The organism is Burkholderia sp. JP2-270, from assembly GCF_003233675.1.
GTDB classification, from domain to species: domain Bacteria; phylum Pseudomonadota; class Gammaproteobacteria; order Burkholderiales; family Burkholderiaceae; genus Burkholderia; species Burkholderia pyrrocinia_C.
In genome coordinates, this window is sequence record NZ_CP029824.1 from 2,941,740 (window position 1) to 2,964,524 (window position 22,785).

Consider the following 22,785-nt stretch of genomic DNA (forward strand, 5'->3'; position numbering starts at 1 on the left):
ATTGCTCCGATCGCCGTGCATGGTGGTGTTCGCCGCATCCGGTTTCGGTTGCGGACGGCGTGGCATCAGTCTAGGAAGCGCCGCGCTTTGAGCATTGACATGGGTCAGGACGGCGTGCCTCCCGTGAACGACCGGCACGCCGCGTTGCTTGACGTGAGTCAAGCCATCGGCCCCTTTCCTCAGCAAAATTGAGCCGTGACACCGGATGGCCTGGAGTCGATATCGTGCTGACGCTGGCTGTACTCTTCGTGCTGATTCTTCTGCTGAATCTCATGCCGGCGTTCGCCCCACCCACATGGATGGCGATGTCATGGGTCGGGTTCAACCTGCCCGACGGCAATCCGTTCATCTTTGCCGTTGTGGCGGCCGGCGCGGCGACGACCGGCCGTGTCATTCTGGCAACCTTCGCGAGATCGCTCGTCCGCTCCCGCTGGATGCGGGAATCCGACCGCGAAAATATCGACGTCGCCACGCGCTGGCTGCGACAGCATCGGACGCTCACCGCCGGCGCGTTCTTCTTCTATGCCTTGAGCCCGCTGCCGTCGAACTACCTCTTCATTGCATACGGGCTTTCCGGGTTGCCACTCAGAATCATCGCGGTGGCATTCTTTATCGGCCGTGCAACGACCTATGCGATCTGGGCACATCTCGGTCGCTTTGCATCGACCCGGCTAGACGTGGAATCGGAACTCGAAGGCACGTATCTCGGCGGCTACTTCGTCGTCACGCAACTGGTCCTGCTCGGCCTCGTCTTCGCGTTGATGAAGCTCGATTGGCGTGCGCTCGTCAACGAACGCCGGCTGACGTTCAGACGCGGCCATCATCCGCGCGGCTCCGATTGACACACGGCGCACGCGATCTTTCGATCGGGTGCATCGGCCAGCCGATCCCGGATGCGACCGCGGGGAGGCTCTCGCGGCTCCGTGGATCGACGTGGGTCATGACATTCAGGACACGGTGATGCTTCATCACGCGCGCACGCGCGTCCACCGCGATGTCGTGCCCTTGCGCGACAGTGAGATCGGCGTCGATGTCGAGATGCACGTCCACGAGGATCAAATCGCCGGTCTTGCGCGTGCGCAGGTCATGCACGTCGAGCACGCCCCGTGTCGCAACCAGCGTTGCCCGGATCGCCTGCACTTCTTCAGCGTCGGCCGCCCGGTCCATCAGATCATGCAATGCGTCCCAGCCGAACGTGGCGCCCATTTTCACAATCATCCCGCCGACGATCAGCGCGGCGACGGGATCGAGCAGCGGGTAGCCGAACAGGTTGCCGACGATGCCGCACGCAACCACCAGCGAAGATGCGGCATCGGAACGCGCGTGCCATGCATTTGCGACCAGCATGCTCGACTTCACCCGCGTTGCGACCGCTAGCATGTAACGGAACAGACTCTCCTTCGCGACGAGCGCAAGGATCGCCACCCATAGCGCCGTGACATGGACGCGCGCGATCGTCTCCGGATGCTCGAGCTTCTGGATCGCGGACCACAGCATCCCGCCCCCCACCACCAGCAGGATTGCCGCGAGTGCGATCGACGCACCGGTTTCGAAGCGCTGATGGCCATAAGGGTGCATTTCGTCGACGGGCTTGCGGCTATGGTGACCGGCCAGCAGCACGACGAAATCCGCGACGAGGTCGGACAATGAGTGAATCCCGTCCGCCACGAGGCCCTGTGATCGGGACAGGATGCCGACCGCCACTTGTCCAATGCTCAGTGCAAGGTTGACCGCAACGCTCACCCAGGTACTTCGCGTGGCCGCGGTGGCCATTGCAGGCGTCGCTTCCGCGACGGCTTCCGAAACAAGGTTAGATTGCTGTGACATCATGACTCCGGTCACGTTCCAAGGTTGACCAAAGTCGGATAGTCGCAAGCGGACACGAAGGCCCATACGCGCGTCTCTGGTAGCGACGGTCGCCGGCATTTACGTCGAAAGCTCGTCGAACGCCACCAGCGCATGTGCCGCATACATCATCGACGGACCGCCCCCCATGTAGACGGCGACACCAGCAACCTCCTCGACCTCCTCACGCGTCGCCTTCAGCTTGATCAGCGATTGCATATGGAAGCCGATGCAGTCGTCGCAGCGGCACGAGATCGCGATGCCCAGTGCGACGAGTTCGCGGGTCTTTTTCGTCAGTGCGCCATCTTTGGTAGCGGCCGCGCCCAACGCGCCGAAGGCGGACAGGAGTTCTGGCTGTGACTGCCGAAGCTTGCGCATCTGCTCGGCGACTTCGGCGGTTCTTTCACGGTAACGCAACGAGTTCGACATGGCTGGGCCACTCCGAAGCGAGAGAATCTGGACGGCTCACGACGCTTCGCTTCTGCGACGGGCAATGATGCACCGCGCGTCTGACAACGGCGTGATCTCGGGCATGTATTCCATGGTATTGACGGACGCTCGGCAAGACTTGATCTGCGACAAAGGCCCCCCCGCCCGTTCTGCGTACCGTTGGACTCATGCAAACGACCTGGAGACCATCATGTCCAGAGCAAACAGGTTCACCGTTTCGTTCCTGATCGGCGTCGCGATTGCAGTGATGGCCGGCCTTGCGGACGCCCAGCCTCGCCAGCCTGCTCGTGGCCCCGCTGTCGAGTCGGGAGGCATGATTTATGGCAGTCAACTGATGACGACGGCCGAACGGACCGAGTACCGTACGCGAATGCTCGCGGCAGCGTCGGATGCGGAGCGCGAGAAAATCCGCGCCGAACATCATGCCGAGATGCAGAAGCGTGCGAAAGCGCGCGGAATCAAGCTCCCCGACGCGCCCCCCATGCGCGGCATGCATCGCGGGCAAGGAATGGGGATGGGCATGGGGCCCGGCTACATGCATGGCTGGCCCAGCGGCCCCGCGAGCGGCGCTGCCGGGCAGTGATCGCGCGGTTCGGCACATCCGGCAACGAGCGCGTCGAACCATTCGCCTCCGGCCGTTCTTGCGCACAACCGCCATGCGGCCAAATTGACCTGTCTTCTCAGTCATGCGCATGACGGGCCAAACGCGTAGCCGAATTGGGTTCGCCAGGCGCTGGCCACGACACTGTCACGCGTAGCCCGCCAAGTACGGTTGATCGGTCAACCTGAATATCGGCGTCATGCGCCGCCGCGATTCTCCGCACGATCGACCACCCAAGGCCGCTGCCACTTGGCCCGGTTCCCGCAGGCCGAAAGAATCGCTCACCCAGTCGGTACAGATCGTCGTTGCCCATGCCCGGGCCATTATTCTCGACCCGACGCATGGTTCGATGGTCTCACCCGGCCGGCATTCAGCATCAGGATGTGCAACAGGTCGAACTCGCGCATGGACAGCGAGACGGCCTCGCCAGCGCGGCGTGCAGTTCGCGACGCGGGCTCCAGCTCAACGTCCTGCGCGTGGAGTTGCTCTGTCGGGCGGCCGTGGGACCGCTGCACCAGAGCCCCTCAGACGCGCACCGAGCTCGTATAGGTCCACGGGCTTGATACGTAATCGTCCGCCCCTATGTCAGGGGCCTTTATTAGGTCCGGTACGGCGTCGCGTGCGGTCAGGATCGGCAACGCAATACCGCTGCGACGAATATGTTGCAGGACATCGATCCCATCCATGAGCGACAGCCCGAGATCGAGGACGGCCGCGGCATGAACACGCGCGCGCAGCTCGCGCTGGGCCGCGTCGCCGTCATGCACCCAGTCGACCTGGAACCCTTGCTGGCGCAATCCGGCGCGAATCCCGTCTCCGAGCAGGACATCGTCTTCCACGAGCAGGATACGCACGATCAGGCACTCCGCCGGTGGCCGTCAGTCGTCATCCCGGCCCATCGCATTCGCAGGGCGGCCGGCGTCCGTCGCGACGGGCCGGTCCGCTTGAAGGGGCTGCGGCGCCGCATGCCATTGCGCCCACCACCAGCCGATCACCGCCGCTGTCATGACGACGGCAATCCCCCACCAGGCACACCGGATGCCGTCGAGCGGCGCACCGCGCTTGTAGCCGGTCACCATCGACCCGGTCAGATTCTCCCGATGCACGACGCTGCTGACGAGCACGGCGGCGAGATGCACCGCAACGAGCGCGAGCATCACGTTCGCTGCGCCTTCATGAAGATCACCGAACGATTCGCCGTTTCCGGTGTAGGCCGCCCAGCCGGTGACCCCGGTGACGACCGTCATCGCCAGCATGGCGACGATCGCGACCGCGCCCGCCGGATTGTGGCCGACGTGGTGCTCCGGCCTCCCTTTCGCAAGGCTCAGCACGTAGCGGAAAACGGCCGCCGTGGAACGTACGAACGACGAGAACCGCGCATGACGCGGGCCGACCACGCCCCATACGACGCGAAACGCGACGAGCGCCAGCATCGTGTATCCGAACGCGACGTGCATCAGTCGCCAGCGCTCGCTCTCGGCGGTCAGCCACGCGCCGGCGAAGGCAACCACCGTCAACCAGTGGAACGCACGAAGCGGCGCGTCCCAGACCAGTATCCGGGCAGGACGCGAGCGCGTCGTTTCACCGTGAGCCCGGGATGCGGACGAATCGTTCATCGAAATTTCCTTTGTCTGCTTGCGTATGACATGCGGCGCAATTCGACAGCCGCTTCACTGCGGGGCTGCGCCACACGGACGCGGGAACCTCGTCGTGCGAGGCGACGAACCACGCCGACCGGGTAACCCGGTCTTCCGGCGGACGGCGAGCCGCGGCGCCCGTTGCCGCGTGTGCCGTCAGCCAGCTTTCCAGTTGCCCGATGCTCGTCGGATCCAGCGTTGCATCGGTGCCGAAGTGGTGATCGAGACCGTTCAGAATGCGGCGCCACGACTCGGCGGGCAGCGCCTCGGGCGGATAGGCGACATGGCAGGTCGCGCACTCCTGCTTGTACTTGGGGAGCAACGGAATCACGACGCCCCGCATGTCGTCTTCGGCCAGCGCCGCGCGCGGCAGCAGCGACATCAGCAGCAGCGCGAGCACGCTTGCGCGCACATATCGGACGGGAGCAATTCCGCGCAAGGAGGTTGTCGTGTCAACGTCGTTCATGATTGTTCGCCATCAGGGTTTCAGGCTCATGAGCCAGCTCAGGACGTCAGCCTTTTCGATTGCCGAACATTCACGCCCGACGACGTCCTTGCAGTTTCTGCGGAACCATTTTTCGGTCCGCGCCTTGTCCGTGAACCGTGCCGGATTGAAGGCAGGAGCAAGCGGCTCGATGGTCTTGCTGGTGACCACGTGCCTGCCTTGGCCGGTCGGCGTACTTCCATGACAGGTCGCGCAACCCCAGTCGCGCCCGTGTCGGGACGTGAAGAACTGCTGCCCTCGCGACGGCACGGCGCTTGAGCCTGCCTTAGCCGTATAGCCGTCCAGCAACCGGGCAGACGTTTCGGCGTAGGCACACGCGACGGCTGCAAGCAGCATCGATACAGAAACGCATGGATAACAAAGCGCGCCAATGGAACGGGATATCCGCATCGTGATTCTCCTGGGCGATGCGTTCATGTTCGGGCGGATTCCTTACCGCATTCTTAACGTCCCGGCGTGCGTCAGCCGGAACGATGTCACACAACTGCGCAATCGAATCGACCGCTCGGAGAATCCCGGAAAAGCCTGCTGTAGCGACGCGCTGATACAAACGATTTTCAGCTCGCCAAACACCTGAGGAGAACGGGCCAGTCATACAGATCGACCGGCATCATCGCGGCATCTGCCGGCTCGCCTTTGCGCAGCCAGAGCATAGGCGCATGACGTCGTGTCGATCAGGGTCTTCCCAGTAAAACCGGATATCGACGCCTCGATGAGAATCCACCCGTACCTGTTTCGTCTCATGAATATGACGATCGCGTGCCGACACCGTGTAGCGACCCGCCGGCAAGCGCACGTACAGGAACGGGCCCGTCGTTTGTACGGTGAGAACATGCCGCATACCTTCCAGGATGCTGACATCCACGTCGGACAAATACTCGCCTGTTTTCGACGCGAACGTCATCCTCAGGTTATAGCGGGAAGCCGCCTCGCGGAACGCACCTACTTCGTCTGCACCGATGCCACCCGTTACGTATGTAACCCCGCCGTGCTCAACCGGTGTCAAAGAAGTATCGGCATAAGTACCTGTTACCGTCGCAAGAAGACAAATTGACGCGCACAGCGCGCCGATGATTCTGGTCGGCATGATTCTCTCCGCCCGCGCATGACGTCTTTCAGATCGATTTCCGACCGGATATTCCGCGTGTAACGCGACTGTCGAGGCGCCGTGTGCGAATCTCGTTGAACTCGTGGTCAGGATCCCGCTGTTAGGCACTTCGATCTTGACTCAAATCAATCGATCATTCGACACGGAATCTAGTCTGGTTATCAATCGACTTCGCGTCCCGAAGCCAACGTAGTGCTACGGATTCCGATGATGATTCATACCCGAGCAAGCGCGTATATTGCCTCAGTTTCTCTCGCGCTCCTTACCGCCTACAGTTCGAACGCCGAAGAGCTAGCGCGGATACCTGCGCATTCGCAGCGTTACGGCACCCACATCGGCATTTCCGCGTACGACGACCCGCTACTCAAGGGTGTGACGTGTTTCATTTCCGGACCGGTCTCGAATCGTGATCGACGCAATCTCCATGACCGAAATACCGGAGGCACGGCAACGTCGGTCTCTTGCCATCAAGTCGGACCGCTCTCGACCACGGCACGCGTGCCGCAACAGGCGCAGGTGTTTGACGAATCGATCGATCCGGTTTTCAGATCGATACACATAATTCGGATTCTGGATATTCGGCGTCTCGTTGTGTTGTATTTCTCGTTCGCCAAGAGTGATCTGGCGGGCGATCTGCCCGGACACGTGGACGTCGTCCGGTTGCCCGCAATTTTCGGAAATCAGGATGCGGCAGGCAAGTGAATCGAGCGCCGGTCCGCGGCGAGTCGTCCGACAGCTTGCACAATCATCGCAAGCCATCAACGCACACTGTCCGTGGTGGCGTTAAGCTGTCGCAGAGGTGGCGCGTGCAACATCGTTACCGCGCACGAGCAGGACCGGACAAGTCGATCCGCGCAGGAAGCGTTCCGCGACACTGCCGAGAAAGAGTCGCCGCACACCGTGTCGCCCGTGCGTCCCGATCACGACCAGATCAATTGAGTTGTCCACAACGTAGCGCTGAAGGCGCTCCGGGACATCCTGACCGGCCTCAGTCTCGATGATTTCCCTGTCGCCGCGTAACGCTGCGTTCGAAATCGCCTGAACGGCATCTCGCAACACCGACTCGCCATAGTGCCGGATCTCATTGAGTAATTCGTCAGGCTCCACGCGCCCGCCATATGCGAACAGGGTGGATCTGTCGACGACGAACACGACGAAGAGGCTGGCGCCGCACAATCTGGCCAGCTTGATACCTTCGACAAGCGCCTGTTTCGATGACGGGCTGCCATCCATGGCGATCATGATTTTCGTGTACATGCAAACCTCGCTCAATGACTGAACCCGCTCGCTGCGCCCATCCTCATCATCGACGCTCGCCGGGCCCTTGTGTTGCGCCAGGTCAACGGTTTGAAATCACGTCTAGCGCGACCGAACCGGCATGTTTTCCGAAAGTGTGGTCGGTGGGTACACGACGACGGTTTTTCCGACCTGCAGGCCAGCGAGCACTTGAGCGGCCTCCGTGTTGCGCTGTCCGATCTGAACGATCTGTCGTATCGCCCGTCCGTGATCGACCTCGAACGCGCACCACTGCTCCGCGCACCGGAACAACGCCCCGACCGGTATGCTCAGCACATCCATGCGCTCCCAGATGACGATTCTGCCCTGCACGCGATAACCGTCGCTCAACCGGCCGGGCGGCGTGGTCAGGTCTGCAATCACATGCACGCGCTGTTCTTCCACGCCGAGCGCCGAGATCTTCGTGAATGCGCCAGGCTCGACGACACGCACCCGTGCGCCGATCGGCGATGCCTCGCCCCAGTCTTCCACGGAAACGCGCATGCCCGGGCTGATCTTGACCGCGTCGGTCGACAGCACGTCGACGACGACTTCGTAGCGCGAAGGATCGGCCAGCAGCATGATCGCGGTGCCTGCGGGCACGACGTGCTCGCTCTTTTCGTCGACACGCAGCAGCACCGCGTCGACCGGAGCACGAACCTTGACGGGCTGCCCTGCCTCGAGTGCCTCGAGATTCGCCACGGCAGCCCGAACTTCGGCGGCTGCGGACTTCTCGCGTGCGGACGCTGCTTCGAGATCGCTCCTGCCAGTTGCCTCGATGGCGCGCAACTGCTCCATGCTTTGCCTGGAAATTGCGCCTGCGTCGACCAGAGTCTGGCCTCGCTCGCGTTCCCGGCGCGCCTGCGCGAGATCGGCACGGGTATGCTCGACACGCGCCTGCGCCTCACGCAGTGACGCCTCCGCAGCCTCCACGCGTGCACGCTGCTGGGCACTTTCGCCGGGGGTCATCGGCACGGGCACAAGCACCGCGATCACTTCTCCGGCTCGCACCCGGTCTCCTTCACGCAGCGTCACGCGCAGCAAGCGGCCCGTGATCGGTGCCGTGACCACGTAGCGATCATGCGCGCGAATTTCGCCATCCTCGTCGATCGTGACCCGGAGCGGACCGGTCGTCACCTTCGCTGTATCGACAGCGGTCGGCGCCGGCCAGAACGCATAGCCGAGCGCGAACGCGACCGCGAGTGCGCCGGACGCGAAGAACAGGAGCGGGCCCTTGCTGGCGCGCGTCATGATTCCCTCGCCTTGAGCACAGCGACGATGTCGAGACTTCCGATCTTCCGTGCCACCAGCCAACCCGACGCTGCCACAGTGCTCGCGGTCACCAGAAATGCCTGCGCGAATGTCGCCGGCTGCACCACGAGCGGCAGGCGATACAGATCCGTTGCAAGCCGATCCGCCAGGAACGCGCATACGCCATAGCCTAGTAAGAGACCGGCCGGCGTCGCAAGCGCGGCGAGGAGGAACTGTTCACCGAGCAGAATCCATGCAACCTCCATGCGCGTGAATCCGAGCACGCGCAGCGACGCCAGCTGCTGCAGGCGCTCCGAATAGGCGATACGCATTCCGTTGAATGCGACACCGAATGCGATGATGCAGGCGAACGTGAAATTGATGGAGGTCGAAAGCCGGACGCTTTCATTCATGATCTTGCGAAAGCTGTCGATCACCGACTGTCGGACGGCCACTGCGTTGACGGCGGGCATGCGCTTGAGCGTGGCGTACAGACGATCGGCCGCGCGCGCGTCGATCTGCAGCCAGGCGCCGGACCAGTTGCCGCCTTCTCCGAGAAGACGCGCGAGAGCCTGCTGGTCCATGTAGGCGCGAACGCCGACCAGTTCTCCGACCCGTCCCGCGAGCATGACCTGCCGCGACTGGCGCTTGCCTTCCAGCACCTCCACGGTGACCCGGTCGCCCGTGTGCACGCCGAGGGTGTCGGCGAGTTGCGACGAAATCACGATGCCGTCCGGCGGCACGCGCATCGGCAGGCTCCGCTCGTCGACCAGTCGATGCATCTGCGCCGCCGGCGCGATCCCGCTCAGCGACAAGCGGCGCGATCGATATCCGGCAGATATCCGGACGGGGACGTCGCGAAACGGCTCGACGCGCAGCACGCCGGGAAGTCGCTGGAGCGCGTAGATGGCTCGATGGGACAACGGCTGTCCGAATGCGACGGTCACGTCCTGCCGTTCGACGCGCTGAAACTGAACGTCGAACAGATAATCGATTGCGTCGAAGAAAAAGCCGCCCGTTACGAGAATCGCACTTGCACAGGCCATCGCAACACACGACAGCAGCGATTTGAGCGGTTGCCGCGTAATGTTGCGGGCGATCATCCGCCACGTTACGCCGAGATGGCGGTACAGGCCGAACCGTTCAAGCCACCCGGCCGCGAACGCAGGCGGCAGCGGCGCTCGCATTGCCTCCACGGGCATCAACCCGGCGGCCTTCGTCACACCGGCAGCCGTCCCGACCAGCGCGGTGGCGAAGCTCACGATGGCAGCGAGGATCGCGACATGCGCGTCGACATGGTATTCAAGATGCGCGAATCGGTAGTACCGCGCGTACAGCGCGGTCAGCGACGAGCCCAGCGCCAGACCGGCGGCATAGCCAACGGCGGCCCCCGCCGCGGCGATCAGGCACGCGAACTGAAGGTAATGCAGTGCGACCCGGGCGTTTCCGTATCCGAACGCTTTCATCAGACCGATCTGCGTGCGCTGGGTATCGACCAGCCGGTTCAGGACGTTCTGAAGCAGAAACATGGTTACACAGAAGAAGATGGCCGGAACATAGGTCGCCGTGATCCGGTTCTGCGCGATCTCGTCCGAAATGAACCGGTTCGAAACCTGATCGTCTCGCGTTATCGTGCCGAGCCCGCCGTAGGCAGCCAGCTCGCGATCGACCTGCGCGACAACGCGTGGCACGATCGCACTGCCATCGAGCGATAGCACGAGGTCGTTGAATGCGCCGTCCATCCGGAAGGCGGCCGATACGGCTTCGGTGCCCATCCAGAGCACGCCATAGTGGCGATTGTCGGGAAAGATGGAGCCGGCTCCGGTTTCGTATACGTATTCCGGTGAAATGGCGATGCCGACGATCTGGAGCCGCTTCCAGCGTCCGTTCAGCACGGCACCGATGAGCTGCCCCGTGCGCAGGTGGTTCGCGTCTGCGAACGCGGCGCTGACCAGCACTTCGTCGTCACGGCCTGGCGCGACGTACCGGCCGCGCTGAAGATGCAGCAGATCGAGCGACGGCCCGCCCCGTTCGGGAACCGAGACCAAATGACCGGTAGCCGGTTCGGCGAGCCCAGGCACGTCGAGCGTCACATCGGCAACCATGCGTGCGTCGACTGCGGCAACGCCGGGCAATGCCGCTATTTGCGTCGCGACCGCAAGCGGTGCGCGCTTCAGGTGCACGAACAGGTCGGCGAACCGGTGTGACGCATAGTATTCCTGTTGCGCCCGCAGCAGGACCAAGTACGTGCTGCGCATCGCGACGAACGAGGCCACGCCGCACGCAACGACCAGGACTGCCGCCACCGCCTGGGCGCGCATGCGCCACAGATCGCGCCCCGACAGACGTGTCAAGGTGCTCACCATGTGAGACCCCGGGCATCCGAACGTCGCACATTGCGGTGCTCTTCGACGATCGTGCCGCTACTCATGCGCACGACCCGGTTCGCCATCTCCGCGATAACGGCGTTGTGGGTCACAACTATGGTGAGCGTGCCGAACTCTCGGTTGACCCGCTCCAGCACGTCGAGTACGAGCCGCCCGGTGCGAAAATCCAGCGCGCCCGTCGGTTCGTCGCACAGCAGGACGTCAGGCCGCTTGGCAACCGCTCGAGCTATCGCCACACGCTGCTGCTCGCCACCGGACATTTGCGAAGGAAAGTTCCCGGCCAGCGAATCGATGCCGACCATGCGCAAGGCGTCATCGGGATCGAGCGGATGCTCTGCGATATCGGTCACGAGCGCGACATTCTCGCGAGCAGTCAAGCCGGGTATGAGGTTGTAGAACTGGAACACGAAACTGACGTGCTCACGCCTGAACCGGGTAAGTTCGCGCTCGGTTGCGGTTGAAAGACGATGGTCGCGGTAATTGATGATGCCGCTCGTCGGCGTGTCGAGTCCGCCCATCAAGTTAAGCAGTGTCGATTTGCCGCTACCCGACGTACCGAGCAGCACCACGAACTCGCCAGCTTCGAGTTCGAGCGTGACGTCCTTGAGCGCATGGACGCTGACGCTTCCCATCGGATAGATCTTGCTGACTGCCTGGATGGAAAGGACAGTCTCCATTGCGCACTCCAGACGAAAGCTTGCGAGTGCAGATCACGTTAGCGATTCACCCGGCTCGCCGATTGATCTGTGTCAACGGCCAACTCCACGATCATCCCGTCCGCCCGTGCTCGCACTCGAAGCATGCGATCGCCGGGAAAGCCGATTGTCGCGTCACGGGAGCTCGGGCAATGTCGACCACGATCCTTGTCCGAGATCAAATGGCGCCGGCCTCGCGTACCTAGAGTCGAATCGGACGAGCATCGTCGATGCGGCGCTCCGGCACGAACGGACGCGCCGAAGGAACGATGCATCCGGCGCCAGCTTCGGTACATGCATGGTACCGTTGGCCGACGTCGGCGTTCCGAATTCGCCTCCGGATCGATTCAGGCCGGCGATCAAACGGCAGGCGCCGTGACAGCAAGGAAGAAGGCCATGACCGTATCTCTGCCGCCCCAGGCGCTTGCGACGCTGCGCGATTCCGCAGCGAAGGTCGCGTCGCTGCTCAAGGCACTCGCACATCGCGACCGCCTGCTCCTGCTGTGCCAGCTCGCGGAAGGCGAGCGCAACGTGCAGGAACTCGAGCATCGCGTGGGCGTTCATCAGCCCAGTCTTTCCCAGCATCTCGGCGTGCTGCGTGCGGAATCGATCGTGTCGGCGCGACGCAACGGGAAGTACGTCTACTACCGCCTCGCCGACGATGAGATCAGACAAATCATGAAGACCTTGTCGATGCTTCATCACGTCGCCCCTGCAAAGCGGCTTCACTAACAGCGTCGGCGTCCGTCGATGCCGGGCCTTCACGTCGGCGAATCCCGGCCGAATGCAAGCGTTCGTGCGCAGCACCGTCGCGCGTCTGGCGCGAATGAACCGCCGGGAATCGGCCGTTGATCTGCATCAAGCCCCCATTGCCGGCCCGATCCACTATTGACTTCACGACATGGGTGGGGTGATTGGCGGAAGCCGACAACGCCCGTGCAATCGGGCAGCCGTGCATGACAGGATCTCCGGCAGGCAACGGCGACGTGTTTTACCCGCGATGCCCGAAACGGCCAGTCATCCGGACGAACGCGTTTGCCGAGGCCCCTATGCAGGTAAAGCGCTGGACCATTGCAGTGATGCTTGCCCGTGCGGAGTGCGCTGTTTCGCGCGTCGCCGTGCGAACCGGCCTCGGGTGGCCGATCGTGTTTGCCTGCTCGATCGCACTGCCGCCGCAATGGGCCCATGCGCAGTCGCTCGCTACGCTCGTCGTCGCGCAGACGACACAGTTCGACGAGTTCGTTTCCGAAGCCGTGATCGAATCGGCCAGGCAAACGACCGTCGCCGCGCAGGTCGCCGGCCGCATCACTGCGATTCAGGTCAAGGCGGGCGATCACGTCGACACCGGACAAATTCTCGTCACGGTCGACCAACGCGCAACCGATCAACAACTCGCCGCGGTTCGTGCGCAGGTCGGCGCGGCACTGGCAGAAGCCCACGTCGCGCAGCGCGAGATGGAGCGCACCAAGTATCTGTTCGACCGACAGTACGTCAGCCAGGCGGCACTAGATCGCGCCAGCGCGCGCTACAAGGCAGCGGCGGCGATCGCAAACGCGCGGCAGGCGGATGCACGCGCGGCCGCGGTCGAGCCGACATTGCGCAAGATCGGCGCTCCCTATCCGGCCGTGATCGCCAGCGTCAACGTCGAAATCGGATCGATGGCGATGCCGGGGATGCCCCTGCTCACGCTGTTCGACCCCGTCGCGCTGCGCGCCGTGGCCACCGTACCGCAATCGCGCCTACCGGCGCTGCACGAGCGTGCCCCCGTCCGGATCGAACTGCCCGACCTGCCCGGCTCGACGCAATGGCAGACGGCGACGGCCGTCACGGTCCTGCCGCTCACCGACCCGCAAAGCGATGCGGCCCAGGTGCGCCTGGGCCTGCCGGCATCGGCCGGCGACATTCGGCCGGGCATGTTTGCCCGCGCGTACTTTCCAATAGGCGATGCGCACCGGCGGCTGCTCGTTCCGCTATCCGCAGTTGTTCACCGTACCGAAGTGACCGCGGTCTATGTCGTCGGAAGCGATGGCCGCGTCGCGCTGCGACAGGTACGCGTCGGCAAGGCATTCGCCGGCCAGGTCGAAATCCTGGCCGGCCTGTCGCCGGGCGAGCGGATCGCACTGGACCCGCTTGCGGCGGCCGCTCGACAGTGATGCCGGGATGGAATCCATGCCATGAGCACGCCTCGTCTCGGTCTGTCCGGCAGAATCGCCGCTTTCTTCCTGCAACACCGGATCACTCCGCTGGTTGCGCTGGTGGCGCTCCTGCTCGGCGTGTTCGCGATGGTCACGACGCCTCGCGAAGAAGAGCCGCAGATCAACGTTACGATGGCCAACGTGCTCGTGCCGTTTCCCGGCGCGAGCGCGCACGACGTCGAGCAGATGGTGGCCGGGCCCGCCGAGCAAGTGCTGTCGCAGATCAACGGCATCGAGCACGTCATGTCGGTCTCGCGGCCGGGGCTTGCGGTGCTGACGGTTCAGTTCAAGGTCGGTGTGCCGCGTACCGAGGCGCTGGTCAGGCTGTACGACACCGTGTTCTCGAACCAGGACTGGCTGCCGCGAAATCTTGGCGTGCTGCCCCCGCTGATCAAGCCGAAAGGCATCGACGACGTGCCGATCGTCGTGCTCACGCTCTACGGCACGCGGCCCGATGCCAATGCATTCGATCTCGAGCGCGTCGGTCATTCGATCGAGGCCGAACTCAAGCGCGTGCCCGGCACGCGGGAAGTCACGACGATGGGCGGGCCGCAACGCGCCGTCAACGTGCTGCTCGATCCCGCCCGCATGCGCGCCGCGCGGGTCACGATCGACGATCTGCGCCGCGTACTCGCCACCGCCAATGCGGGTGCGTCGGTCGGCGATCTCGTGCGTGACAATCGTGCGATCCATGTCGAAAGCGGCCCAGTACTCGCCGATGCGCGCGACGTCGGCAACGTGATCGTGGCCGTACATGACGGCCACCCCGTATCCGTCGACGACGTGGCCGATGTGCGCGACGGCGCGCCCGCGCCCACCCGCTATGTGTGGGAGGGTCTTGCCGGCGCGCATCCGGCCGAATACCCGGCCATCTCCGTCACGGTGACCAAGAAGCCGGGCGAAAACGCGGTCGCCGTCGCGGCAAACGTGCTGAAGCGAGTCGACACGTTGCGAAACACCGTTATCCCGGGCGATGTGAGAATCGAAGTCGCGCGCGACTACGGTGTCACCGCCAACGCGAAAGCACTGAAGCTGATCGAGAAGCTCGCCTTCGCCACCACATCGGTCGTTGTGCTGGTGCTCGTCGCGCTCGGCTGGCGCGAGGCGCTCGTGGTCGGTCTCGCGGTCGTCCTGACGCTCACCGCCACGCTGTTCGCATCGTGGGCATGGGGCTTCACGCTGAATCGCGTCTCGTTGTTCGCATTGATTCTCGCGATCGGCATTCTCGTCGACGATGCAATCGTCGTCGTCGAAAACATTCATCGCCACCATCTGCTCGAGCCGGAAGCGCCCGTCGCGTCGGTCATCCCACGCGCGGTCGACGAGGTCGGCGGCCCCACGATACTCGCGACACTGACCGTGATCGCGGCGCTATTGCCGATGGCATTCGTCACAGGTCTCATGGGGCCGTACATGAGCCCGATACCGATCAACGCGAGCATGGGAATGGCGATCTCGCTGTCGGTCGCCTTCGTGGTGACGCCGTGGCTGTCACGCATCTGGCTGGCGCAAGTACGGCCCAATGCGAAAGGCGGCTTGCATGCGAAGCTCGAACCGCTGTTTGGCAGGATCTTCGCGCCGTTCCTCGACGATGCGGCTGGCGCGCGGCACCGCAACCTGCTGTGGCTGGCCATTGCCGGTGCGATCGCGCTTTCGCTCACGTTGCCGGTGTTCCAGTGGGTCGTGCTGAAGATGCTGCCGTTCGACAACAAGTCCGAGTTCCAGGTCGTTGTCGACATGCCGGCCGGCACGCCGCTCGAACGGACCGCGGCAGTCCTGCACGAAATGGGCGCGTACCTTGCGAGCGTCCCGGAAGTGTCCACCTACCAGGCGTACGCAGGCCTGTCGGCCCCGATCAATTTCAATGGCCTCGTCCGCCAGTACTATTTGCGGGCAGGCGGCAACGTGGGCGATATCCAGGTCAATCTGGTCGGCCAGTCCGGGCGCCGGCAGCAAAGCCACGCGATCGCGACCGCCGTGAGACCGGCGCTCGAGCGCATCGCCGAGCGCAGCGGTGCACGCGTGAAAGTGGTCGAAGTGCCGCCGGGGCCGCCCGTGCTTGCGCCCATCGTCGCCGAGGTATACGGCACCGGGACAGACGAACGAAACCGCGTGGCACGCGAGGTTCGTCGTGTCTTCTCGACGACGCGCGGTGTCGTGGACGTCGACGACAGCACGGTTGCCGCGGCCCCGCAACGCGATTTCGATCTCGACCGCCGCAAGGCCGGCCTGCGCGGCGTCTCGCAGGCTGACGTCGCCAGCACGCTCAAAGCGGGGCTGACCGGCAACGACGTGACCTACCTGCACGACGGCAGCAAATACCCGGCTGCCGTTCGGCTCGTGTTGCCTGCCACGCTCGAAGGCGATGCGTCGGCGCTGCTGGCGCTGGCGGTCCGCGGCAGCGACGGCCAGTTGATTCCGCTGTCGGAACTCGTACGCGAACGGAGCAGCCGGATCGAACAGCCGATCTACCACAAGGATCTGCTGCCCGTCACCTATGTCGTCGGCGACATGGCCGGCAGGATCGACAGTCCGCTGTACGGGATGTTCGAGATGCGCGACCGCCTGTCGAAGCTCGCGACGCCCGGTGGCAGTCCGCTCGGCGAATGGTTCATCCGGCAGCCCGACGACCCGTACCGCTCGTTCGCGATCAAATGGGACGGCGAATGGCAGGTGACGTACGAAACCTTCCGGGACATGGGCATCGCATATGCGGTCGGACTCGTGCTGATCTATCTGCTCGTCGTCGCGGAATTCGGCTCGTACCTGACACCGCTGATCATCATGGCGCCGATCCCGCTGACGATCATCGGCGTGATGCCTGGACACGCGCTGCTCGGCGCGCAGTTCACTGCGACGTCGATGATCGGAATGATCGCGCTCGCCGGAATCATCGTGCGCAACTCCATCCTGCTCGTCGACTTCGTGAACCTTCAGGTCGCCGATGGCGTTCCCTTCAAGGATGCCATCGTGCGATCGGCGGCGACACGCGCGCAGCCCATCCTGCTCACCGCATTCGCCGCGATGATCGGCGCGTTCTTCATCCTTGACGACCCGATCTTCAACGGCCTGGCGGTATCGCTGATCTTCGGGATCCTGGTATCGACGCTGCTGACGCTCGTCGTCATCCCGTTGCTCTACTACACCGCCTACCGGCAGCGCCCTCTCGCTGTCCATCGTTGAGGAGACGATCATGACATCCTGGCAAATCACGCGAATCGTCGCGGGCATGTTGATCCTGGTTTCATTGGCCATCGGCGCGTCCGCCAGCCCGTTGTACGAGAGCAGCTGGTGGCTCTGGCTGACCGCCTTCGTCGGGGCGAACCTGTTGCAGAGCGGCTTCACGCAATGGTGTCCGATGGAAATCTTCATGCGCAAGCTCGGCGTGAAGGGCGGCGCCTGAGCGCTGGCGACAAATCTCCCGGCTCACGATGGTGACGATCATGACGCGCACCGCACGCCTGCTGATCCTGCTCACGCTTGCCTGGATTCCGCTTGCACGCGCGGAAACAGACCTGTTGGCCGCCGCGAAGGACGCCCTAGCACACGATCCCGGCTATGCGGCCGCACTTGCCCAGCATCAGGCCGACGCGACCAAGCGCCGACAGGGACACGCAGGTTTCCTGCCCCAGGTCGTGGCGACCGGGAACGTGCGTTACGGAACCGTCGATCAGGAAACCACCGGCGCACATTTCTCTGGCGGCGGCTTCGGTTCCAGCAACGGCATCGCTTTCGACACGCGCGCGGCCGGTGCGACCGGCGCCGGCTGGGCCATCACGATCAAGGAAAACCTGTTCAGCGCCGAACGAAACGCCGTCGCCGTCCAGATGAATGCAGCCGCTGACGCCGGCGACGCGCAACTGGCCGAGGCCCGTCAATCCGTGATGCTCGAAGTCGCGCAGACCTACTTCGCCATCCTGCTCGCGGAAGACGACGTAGCCGCGCTGAACTCGACCAGGGCCGCGGCACTCGAAGCTCGCGATATCGCACGTGCTCGCTTCGAGACCGGTGATGCGTCGATCACGGACGTCAGGGACGCAGAAGCACGCGCGGACCTCGCGAACGCGCAGCTGATCGCTGCGCAGACGGCGCTCGACCTGAAGCGCGCCGAACTTCGCGACGTCACCGGCAATGCCGACACTGCGCTGCGTCACCTTGGCCGAACGTCGACGCTCGATGCCATCGATGCGGGCGACTTCGCTGACTGGCAAGCGCGCGCGATGACGGGCAACCCGCTGATCGCGCTGCGCAGGCTGGGCATGGAAAGCGCAAGGGCGGAGGCAACAAGGTATCGCCCCGGAGCCGGGACGACGGTCGACGCGTTTGCATCGTACATCGGCGATCGGACGAACGGCACCGGCTATGGCGGAAACAGTTCGATGCGCAGCAACAGCGCGGTCGTCGGCGTCATGGTGACCATTCCGCTGTACACGGGGGGCTTGCGCAATGCCAAGCGCGATGAAAGCGCGGCATTGCTGCGCAAAGCCGGGTTCGACGAGGAAGCCGCGCGCATCGCGGTTGCGCGCGAGGTCAGACAGGCGTTTCTGGGCCTGCGTAGCGCAATGGCGCAAGTCGCCGCCCTTGCGCTGGCATTACGTTCGGCCGAACGCCAACTGAATGCGAACCAGACGGGATTCGAGGCCGGCGATCGGCCATCCATCGACGTGCTGAATGCGCAACAGGCGCTGTATACGACCCGCCGGGATCTCGCAGCCGCCCGTTATCAGGTTGTGATGAACCGATTGCGGCTCGCTGCCGCCGCCGGTGAGCTCGATGAGACGCTGCTGGCACGGATCAACGGCTATCTTCAATAGCCGGGCCACCGGCATTCCGGTTTCACGCGGCGGTGCGCATGGATTTTCATCTGAACCGCTCCAGCAGGCAATCAAATCCAGGAGGAGACGATATGGCTCAAATCGTGATAGTGGGCGCCGGACTCGGCGGCCTGTCGATGTCCTTTGCGATGCGCAAGGCCGCGCGGACGGACGACTCGGTGATGGTGCTGTCGGAGAGCACACGATTCCATTTCGTGCCGTCGAATCCGTGGGTAGCCGTCGGGTGGCGCAACCGCAACGACATCTCGGTCGATCTGCAGCCCATACTTCAGAAGCGAGGTGTAGGCTTCGATGCGGGCGGCGTGAAACGGGTTCATCCGGAGCGAAACGAAGTCGAACTGGCAAGCGGCGACACGGTCGCGTACGACTACCTGATCATCGCGACGGGCCCGAAGCTCGCGTTCGACGAAATCGACGGGCTCGGTCCGCAGGCCAACACGCAGTCGATCTGCCATGTCGATCACGCGGAAGCGGCGGCGACATCCTGGGATGCGTTTGTCCGAAACCCCGGCCCCGTGGTGGTGGGGGCAGTACAAGGCGCGTCCTGCTTCGGGCCGGTCTATGAATACGCGATGATCATGGATACCGATCTTCGCCGGCGCAAGATCCGCGACCGCGTACCGATGACGCTCGTTACCCCCGAACCGTACGTCGGCCATCTGGGACTGGGCGGAGTCGGCAATTCGAAAGGCATGCTCGAGTCGACGTTGCGCGAGCACGACATCAAGTGGATCTGCAACGCGAAAACGAATCGCGTGGAGCCGAACACGCTGTATGCGACCGAACTCGACGATCTCGGGCACGAGCGGCGCACGCACGAACTGCCATTCGGCTATTGCATGATGCTGCCTGCCTTCAGAGGCGTCGACGCAGTGTCCGGCATCGGCGATCTGACCAATCCGCGCGGCTTCGTGCTGATCGACGAATTCCAGCGCAACCCGACGTACCGGAACGTGTATGCAGTCGGCGTGTGCGTCGCGATCGCGCCGCTCGAGCCCACGCCGGTCCCGACCGGCGTGCCCAAAACCGGATTCATGATCGAATCGATGGTGCATGCCGCGGCGGAGAACATCCGTGCTTCCCTCGACGGTCACGAACCGTCGGCGCGCGCGACATGGAATGCCGTCTGCCTGGCGGATTTCGGCGATCGCGGGATCGCGTTCGTCGCACTTCCGCAGATTCCACCACGCAACCTGAACTGGTCGAGCAAAGGAAAATGGGTGCACGCGGCAAAGATCGCGTTCGAGAAGTATTTTCTCCATCGCATGAGAACCGGCGCGACCGAGCCGGCATACGAGCGCCTGCTGCTAGACATGCTGGGCATCAGAAAGCTGAAACACTGAGCGAGTCGGCTCACGCGGTACTCGTCGCACGAGCAAGGAGGGAACGTCATGCATATCGTCTGCAGTCGCTGCTTCGCCGTCAATCGGCTCGATGTTGACCGTCTTGGCGAACACCCGTTGTGCGGCACATGTGGCGCGCCCCTGCTAACGGGCGAGCCAGCGAACCTTGATGAGCGCCATTTCGCCACGTTCGTGGGCCGGAACGACCTTCCGGTGGTGGTCGATTTTTGGGCCAGTTGGTGTGGGCCATGCCAAGCGATGGCGCCGCAGTTCGCCGCGGCCGCGCGGCGTTTGACCGGCTCCGTGCTGTTTGCCAAGGTGGAAACGGACCATGCACAACACATTGCCGCTCAATATCGAATCCAATCGATACCCACCGTTGTTCTGTTTCGCAACGGAATCGAACGCAATCGCCGCACTGGCGCGATGTCGGGCGACCAGATCACTCAGTGGGTGACGTCTGTCTAAGTACATTGGTAACGAGGCACAGAAGTTCGATTGCGCATCGAAATCGAAGACCACTGACAGGCGGTTCCCCGCGGACTTTCTCGTTCCACTAAGTCTCGCGGAAGCCCTGCTCTTCAACAATAGATGACCGCCTGAATCATAGGCGTTCGGGCTCTGGTCAGACGGTCCGACGGTGCGGCAGATGGGGCAAAAAAATCCCGGCAACTGCCGGGGCCAATGCGTGAGTACTACTGCAGGCGATTCAAGGGGCAACCGTCGGATTGCCCCCTGTCTCCACGCACGACGTGTCGCGTACTAAACCGACGCGCTTGCGATACGGCGAGCACGCGTCATGATTGATGCCGCTGCGAATGGCAGCGGGGACGTGCAGATCACCGACGGTTACCGCGCGATCGGTTTTCCCGCGGCGTCCTTGATTTTCGCGGCCCACTGCGATTGGATCTCCGCGACGACAGACTTCGGCAGCGAGATGTAATCAAGATCCTGCGCAGCTTGATCGCCGTTCTTGAACGCCCAGTCGAAGAACTTCAGCGTCTCCGCACCTTGCGCCGGCTTGTCCTGCGTCGTGTGCAGAAGTACGAAGGTCGCACCGACAACCGGCCATGCGTCCTTGCCCGGCTCGTTCGTCAGGATCTGGTAAAACGACTTCTTCCAGTCTGCGCCGGCGGCAGCGGCCTTGAAGGTTTCCGTCTGCGGCTGAACCACTGCGCCCGACGCGTTTTTCATAGACGTGTAGTCCATGTGATTTTGCTTCGCATAGGCCCACTCGACGTAGCCGATCGCACCCGGCAGACGCTGCACGAACGCCGCAACGCCGTCGTTACCCTTGCCGCCGGTACCCGTCGGCCAGTTGACCGTCGTGCCTTCGCCTACCTTCGCGTTCCATTCCGGGTTCACCTTCGACAGGTAGTTCGTCCAGATGAAGCTCGTGCCCGAGCCGTCGGCGCGGCGCACCACGGCAATGTCCGTATCCGGCAGTTTGACCTTCGGATTCAGCGCGGTGATTGCCGGGTCGTTCCACTTCTTGATCTTGCCCAGATAGATGTCGCCAAGGACCTGGCCCGAGAGAACGATCTCGCCCGGCTTGATGCCGGGCAGGTTCACTGCGGGCACTACGCCGCCGACGACCGTCGGAAATTGGAGCAGGCCGTCCTTGGCCAGTTCGTCATCTTTTAGCGGCGCGTCCGAGCCGGCAAAATCGACGGTTTTCGCGTTGATTTGCTTGATACCACCGGACGAACCGATGCCTTGGTAGTTAACCTTGCCGCCTCCCGACTTCTGGTAGGCGTCGGCCCACTTCGTATAAATCGGAGCGGCGAATGTGCTCCCTGCGCCTGTAATGTCCGCAGCGTGGGTGCTTGCTGTGAAAGCGGCTAGCACAAGGCCGGCAAGGACAGAAATCCTCATATCATCTCCAGTTCGACGCCAATTCGTCGGGTGCCGAGACGATAGAGACCCAATGTGACTAAAATGTGACGGTACGTCCATTTGGTCCTCGCTCCCACCTCGCACCGCGCGAGTGGGCCGCCTTGTTGATTTCCACCGAGTCTTAACCCACCGGGGATGCGCGGACATCAACATGAAGATTTCACTACGGGCGTGCTTCTTCCGGTTGATGGCGGGACAGCAGCTGGACGTTGAGTTTACGTGCGCCAGCGGCACTGGCACCGGCATCAACAGATCAAAGCGTCGGCAACGGCCGGATTTCCAGGACGAATCCACCGAAGAGGTACGGTTTCATGGGGCAGATGCACTGACAAACTCCCGTCAACCGGCGAAGGCTCCCCCGGTTGACCTTACAGCGCTGCGTTCATAATCGACTGGCCGCAGTCGCCGGACTAGGGATCGGTATCAAATGACTATTGGTGGCCGGGCAAATCGGTTGAAAGATTGCGAACGGCCGATTTACGATGGAGAGCCGACGGCTGAACGTCTGCTCGATCGCAAGCGCGAACGACGCCTCATGGCCGGAGGTCGCCCTACGTCTCCGCGCCCGGGCTCGGCCGGCGGCAGCCGACCCATATCCGTCTCTTCTGCGAACACTGAGGCCAATGACAGCTTTGTGCCTATAAGGGGACGTCCGCACGGTCACATTGCAGATGACCGTCACCGCACTTCTACGAAGAGCGATGTCGTGCGGTGTAGTGCTCTTGCGCACATGTCGTTGGGCGGTTCCCCTATTCAACGAAT

The 22,785-nt window shown here is 63.3% G+C and carries 21 protein-coding genes and 2 pseudogenes; 10 read left to right on the forward strand and 13 right to left on the reverse strand.

Going from position 1 to position 22,785, the window contains the following annotated elements:
* Positions 1-224 precede the first annotated feature (224 nt).
* Positions 225-842 carry a hypothetical protein gene (locus DM992_RS13875; protein WP_091925804.1) on the forward strand — a complete coding sequence of 206 codons (618 nt, stop codon included), beginning with the start codon at positions 225-227 and terminating at the stop codon, positions 840-842.
* On the opposite strand, the gene DM992_RS13880 is transcribed toward DM992_RS13875, so the two are convergent.
* Positions 808-1,773 carry a cation diffusion facilitator family transporter gene (locus DM992_RS13880; protein WP_239511336.1) on the reverse strand — a complete coding sequence of 322 codons (966 nt, stop codon included), beginning with the start codon at positions 1,771-1,773 and terminating at the stop codon, positions 808-810. The genes DM992_RS13875 and DM992_RS13880 overlap by 35 nt on opposite strands.
* 153 nt (positions 1,774-1,926) lie before the next feature.
* Complete coding sequence (locus tag DM992_RS13885) at positions 1,927-2,274, reverse strand: carboxymuconolactone decarboxylase family protein (protein ID WP_091925802.1); 348 nt, start codon at positions 2,272-2,274, stop codon at positions 1,927-1,929.
* Between the two features lie 211 nt (positions 2,275-2,485).
* Here DM992_RS13885 and DM992_RS13890 point away from each other — a divergent pair, with 211 nt between their 5' ends.
* Complete coding sequence (locus tag DM992_RS13890) at positions 2,486-2,878, forward strand: hypothetical protein (protein ID WP_091925799.1); 393 nt, start codon at positions 2,486-2,488, stop codon at positions 2,876-2,878.
* Positions 2,879-2,975: 97 nt separating this feature from the next.
* Here the strand turns inward: DM992_RS13890 and DM992_RS13895 are convergent.
* The 6 genes and pseudogenes from DM992_RS13895 to DM992_RS13920 form a co-directional block, all read right to left on the reverse strand.
* Positions 2,976-3,230: pseudogene (locus DM992_RS13895) on the reverse strand (ATP-binding protein); the annotation flags it as partial.
* A gap of 22 nt (positions 3,231-3,252) precedes the next feature.
* Positions 3,253-3,750 (reverse strand): annotated as a pseudogene (locus DM992_RS13900) (response regulator); the annotation flags it as partial.
* A 24-nt stretch (positions 3,751-3,774) separates the two neighbouring features.
* Positions 3,775-4,512, reverse strand: a complete 738-nt coding sequence (locus DM992_RS13905; RefSeq protein ID WP_091925797.1) for a cytochrome b/b6 domain-containing protein — start codon at positions 4,510-4,512, stop codon at positions 3,775-3,777.
* Positions 4,478-4,999 (reverse strand): diheme cytochrome c, encoded by a 522-nt coding sequence (locus DM992_RS13910; protein WP_091925794.1) that lies wholly within the window; start codon positions 4,997-4,999, stop codon positions 4,478-4,480. Before DM992_RS13910 ends, DM992_RS13905 begins: the two co-directional genes overlap by 35 nt.
* A gap of 12 nt (positions 5,000-5,011) precedes the next feature.
* The gene (locus DM992_RS13915) at positions 5,012-5,374 is read right to left on the reverse strand and encodes a DUF1924 domain-containing protein (RefSeq protein WP_239511337.1); all 363 of its coding nucleotides are present in this window, start codon (positions 5,372-5,374) and stop codon (positions 5,012-5,014) included.
* 274 nt (positions 5,375-5,648) lie between these two features.
* Positions 5,649-6,125, reverse strand: a complete 477-nt coding sequence (locus DM992_RS13920; protein ID WP_091925788.1) for a hypothetical protein — start codon at positions 6,123-6,125, stop codon at positions 5,649-5,651.
* A gap of 231 nt (positions 6,126-6,356) precedes the next feature.
* Between DM992_RS13920 and DM992_RS13925 the strand changes: the two genes are divergently transcribed.
* The gene (locus DM992_RS13925; RefSeq protein ID WP_091925838.1) at positions 6,357-6,848 is read left to right on the forward strand and encodes a CreA family protein; all 492 of its coding nucleotides are present in this window, start codon (positions 6,357-6,359) and stop codon (positions 6,846-6,848) included.
* Positions 6,849-6,929: 81 nt separating this feature from the next.
* Here DM992_RS13925 and DM992_RS13930 read toward each other — a convergent pair whose 3' ends face one another.
* The 4 genes from DM992_RS13930 to DM992_RS13945 form a co-directional block, all read right to left on the reverse strand.
* Positions 6,930-7,403 carry a universal stress protein gene (locus DM992_RS13930; protein WP_091925785.1) on the reverse strand — a complete coding sequence of 158 codons (474 nt, stop codon included), beginning with the start codon at positions 7,401-7,403 and terminating at the stop codon, positions 6,930-6,932.
* Positions 7,404-7,505: 102 nt separating this feature from the next.
* A complete protein-coding gene (locus DM992_RS13935; protein WP_091925782.1) occupies positions 7,506-8,672 on the reverse strand; it encodes an efflux RND transporter periplasmic adaptor subunit in 1,167 nt (388 codons plus the stop codon).
* On the reverse strand, positions 8,669-11,038 hold the full coding sequence (locus DM992_RS13940; protein WP_111017230.1) for an FtsX-like permease family protein: 2,370 nt from the start codon (positions 11,036-11,038) through the stop codon (positions 8,669-8,671). The genes DM992_RS13935 and DM992_RS13940 overlap by 4 nt, the downstream gene beginning before the upstream one ends.
* Positions 11,032-11,736 (reverse strand): ABC transporter ATP-binding protein, encoded by a 705-nt coding sequence (locus tag DM992_RS13945; protein WP_111017231.1) that lies wholly within the window; start codon positions 11,734-11,736, stop codon positions 11,032-11,034. The genes DM992_RS13940 and DM992_RS13945 overlap by 7 nt, the downstream gene beginning before the upstream one ends.
* Before the next feature lie 414 nt (positions 11,737-12,150).
* Between DM992_RS13945 and DM992_RS13950 the strand changes: the two genes are divergently transcribed.
* The 7 genes from DM992_RS13950 (at position 12,151) to trxC (ending at position 20,595) form a co-directional block, all read left to right on the forward strand.
* Positions 12,151-12,486: a metalloregulator ArsR/SmtB family transcription factor gene (locus DM992_RS13950; RefSeq protein ID WP_091925774.1), complete on the forward strand. Its 336-nt coding sequence runs from the start codon at positions 12,151-12,153 to the stop codon at positions 12,484-12,486.
* Between the two features lie 386 nt (positions 12,487-12,872).
* Positions 12,873-13,907, forward strand: a complete 1,035-nt coding sequence (locus tag DM992_RS13955; protein WP_239511283.1) for an efflux RND transporter periplasmic adaptor subunit — start codon at positions 12,873-12,875, stop codon at positions 13,905-13,907.
* A 21-nt stretch (positions 13,908-13,928) separates the two neighbouring features.
* A complete protein-coding gene (locus tag DM992_RS13960; RefSeq protein WP_091925771.1) occupies positions 13,929-17,132 on the forward strand; it encodes an efflux RND transporter permease subunit in 3,204 nt (1,067 codons plus the stop codon).
* Between the two features lie 10 nt (positions 17,133-17,142).
* Positions 17,143-17,352: a DUF2892 domain-containing protein gene (locus DM992_RS13965; protein WP_091925768.1), complete on the forward strand. Its 210-nt coding sequence runs from the start codon at positions 17,143-17,145 to the stop codon at positions 17,350-17,352.
* A 40-nt stretch (positions 17,353-17,392) separates the two neighbouring features.
* Entirely contained in the window at positions 17,393-18,763 is a 1,371-nt protein-coding gene (locus DM992_RS13970; RefSeq protein WP_239511284.1) for a TolC family outer membrane protein, read from the forward strand.
* Positions 18,764-18,855: 92 nt separating this feature from the next.
* Positions 18,856-20,127 (forward strand): FAD/NAD(P)-binding oxidoreductase, encoded by a 1,272-nt coding sequence (locus tag DM992_RS13975; protein WP_111017232.1) that lies wholly within the window; start codon positions 18,856-18,858, stop codon positions 20,125-20,127.
* Between the two features lie 48 nt (positions 20,128-20,175).
* Positions 20,176-20,595 (forward strand): thioredoxin TrxC, encoded by a 420-nt coding sequence (gene trxC, locus DM992_RS13980; RefSeq protein WP_091925759.1) that lies wholly within the window; start codon positions 20,176-20,178, stop codon positions 20,593-20,595.
* Positions 20,596-20,976: 381 nt separating this feature from the next.
* On the opposite strand, the gene pstS is transcribed toward trxC, so the two are convergent.
* Positions 20,977-22,002 (reverse strand): phosphate ABC transporter substrate-binding protein PstS, encoded by a 1,026-nt coding sequence (pstS, locus tag DM992_RS13985; protein WP_091925756.1) that lies wholly within the window; start codon positions 22,000-22,002, stop codon positions 20,977-20,979.
* Positions 22,003-22,785: the final 783 nt, after the last annotated feature.

Bases quoted from the DNA above. Each gene is read 5' to 3' on its own strand.
- DM992_RS13880 (WP_239511336.1), bottom strand. From the start codon at position 1,773: ATGGCCACCGCGGCCACGCGAAGTACCTGGGTGAGCGTTGCGGTCAAC.
- DM992_RS13885 (WP_091925802.1), bottom strand. From the start codon at position 2,274: ATGTCGAACTCGTTGCGTTACCGTGAAAGAACCGCCGAAGTCGCCGAG.
- DM992_RS13890 (WP_091925799.1), top strand. From the start codon at position 2,486: ATGTCCAGAGCAAACAGGTTCACCGTTTCGTTCCTGATCGGCGTCGCG.
- DM992_RS13905 (WP_091925797.1), bottom strand. From the start codon at position 4,512: ATGAACGATTCGTCCGCATCCCGGGCTCACGGTGAAACGACGCGCTCG.
- DM992_RS13910 (WP_091925794.1), bottom strand. From the start codon at position 4,999: ATGAACGACGTTGACACGACAACCTCCTTGCGCGGAATTGCTCCCGTC.
- DM992_RS13915 (WP_239511337.1), bottom strand. From the start codon at position 5,374: ATGCTGCTTGCAGCCGTCGCGTGTGCCTACGCCGAAACGTCTGCCCGG.
- DM992_RS13920 (WP_091925788.1), bottom strand. From the start codon at position 6,125: ATGCCGACCAGAATCATCGGCGCGCTGTGCGCGTCAATTTGTCTTCTT.
- DM992_RS13925 (WP_091925838.1), top strand. From the start codon at position 6,357: ATGATTCATACCCGAGCAAGCGCGTATATTGCCTCAGTTTCTCTCGCG.
- DM992_RS13930 (WP_091925785.1), bottom strand. From the start codon at position 7,403: ATGTACACGAAAATCATGATCGCCATGGATGGCAGCCCGTCATCGAAA.
- DM992_RS13935 (WP_091925782.1), bottom strand. From the start codon at position 8,672: ATGACGCGCGCCAGCAAGGGCCCGCTCCTGTTCTTCGCGTCCGGCGCA.
- DM992_RS13940 (WP_111017230.1), bottom strand. From the start codon at position 11,038: ATGGTGAGCACCTTGACACGTCTGTCGGGGCGCGATCTGTGGCGCATG.
- DM992_RS13945 (WP_111017231.1), bottom strand. From the start codon at position 11,736: ATGGAGACTGTCCTTTCCATCCAGGCAGTCAGCAAGATCTATCCGATG.
- DM992_RS13950 (WP_091925774.1), top strand. From the start codon at position 12,151: ATGACCGTATCTCTGCCGCCCCAGGCGCTTGCGACGCTGCGCGATTCC.
- DM992_RS13960 (WP_091925771.1), top strand. From the start codon at position 13,929: ATGAGCACGCCTCGTCTCGGTCTGTCCGGCAGAATCGCCGCTTTCTTC.
- DM992_RS13965 (WP_091925768.1), top strand. From the start codon at position 17,143: ATGACATCCTGGCAAATCACGCGAATCGTCGCGGGCATGTTGATCCTG.
- DM992_RS13970 (WP_239511284.1), top strand. From the start codon at position 17,393: ATGACGCGCACCGCACGCCTGCTGATCCTGCTCACGCTTGCCTGGATT.
- DM992_RS13975 (WP_111017232.1), top strand. From the start codon at position 18,856: ATGGCTCAAATCGTGATAGTGGGCGCCGGACTCGGCGGCCTGTCGATG.
- trxC (WP_091925759.1), top strand. From the start codon at position 20,176: ATGCATATCGTCTGCAGTCGCTGCTTCGCCGTCAATCGGCTCGATGTT.
- pstS (WP_091925756.1), bottom strand. From the start codon at position 22,002: ATGAGGATTTCTGTCCTTGCCGGCCTTGTGCTAGCCGCTTTCACAGCA.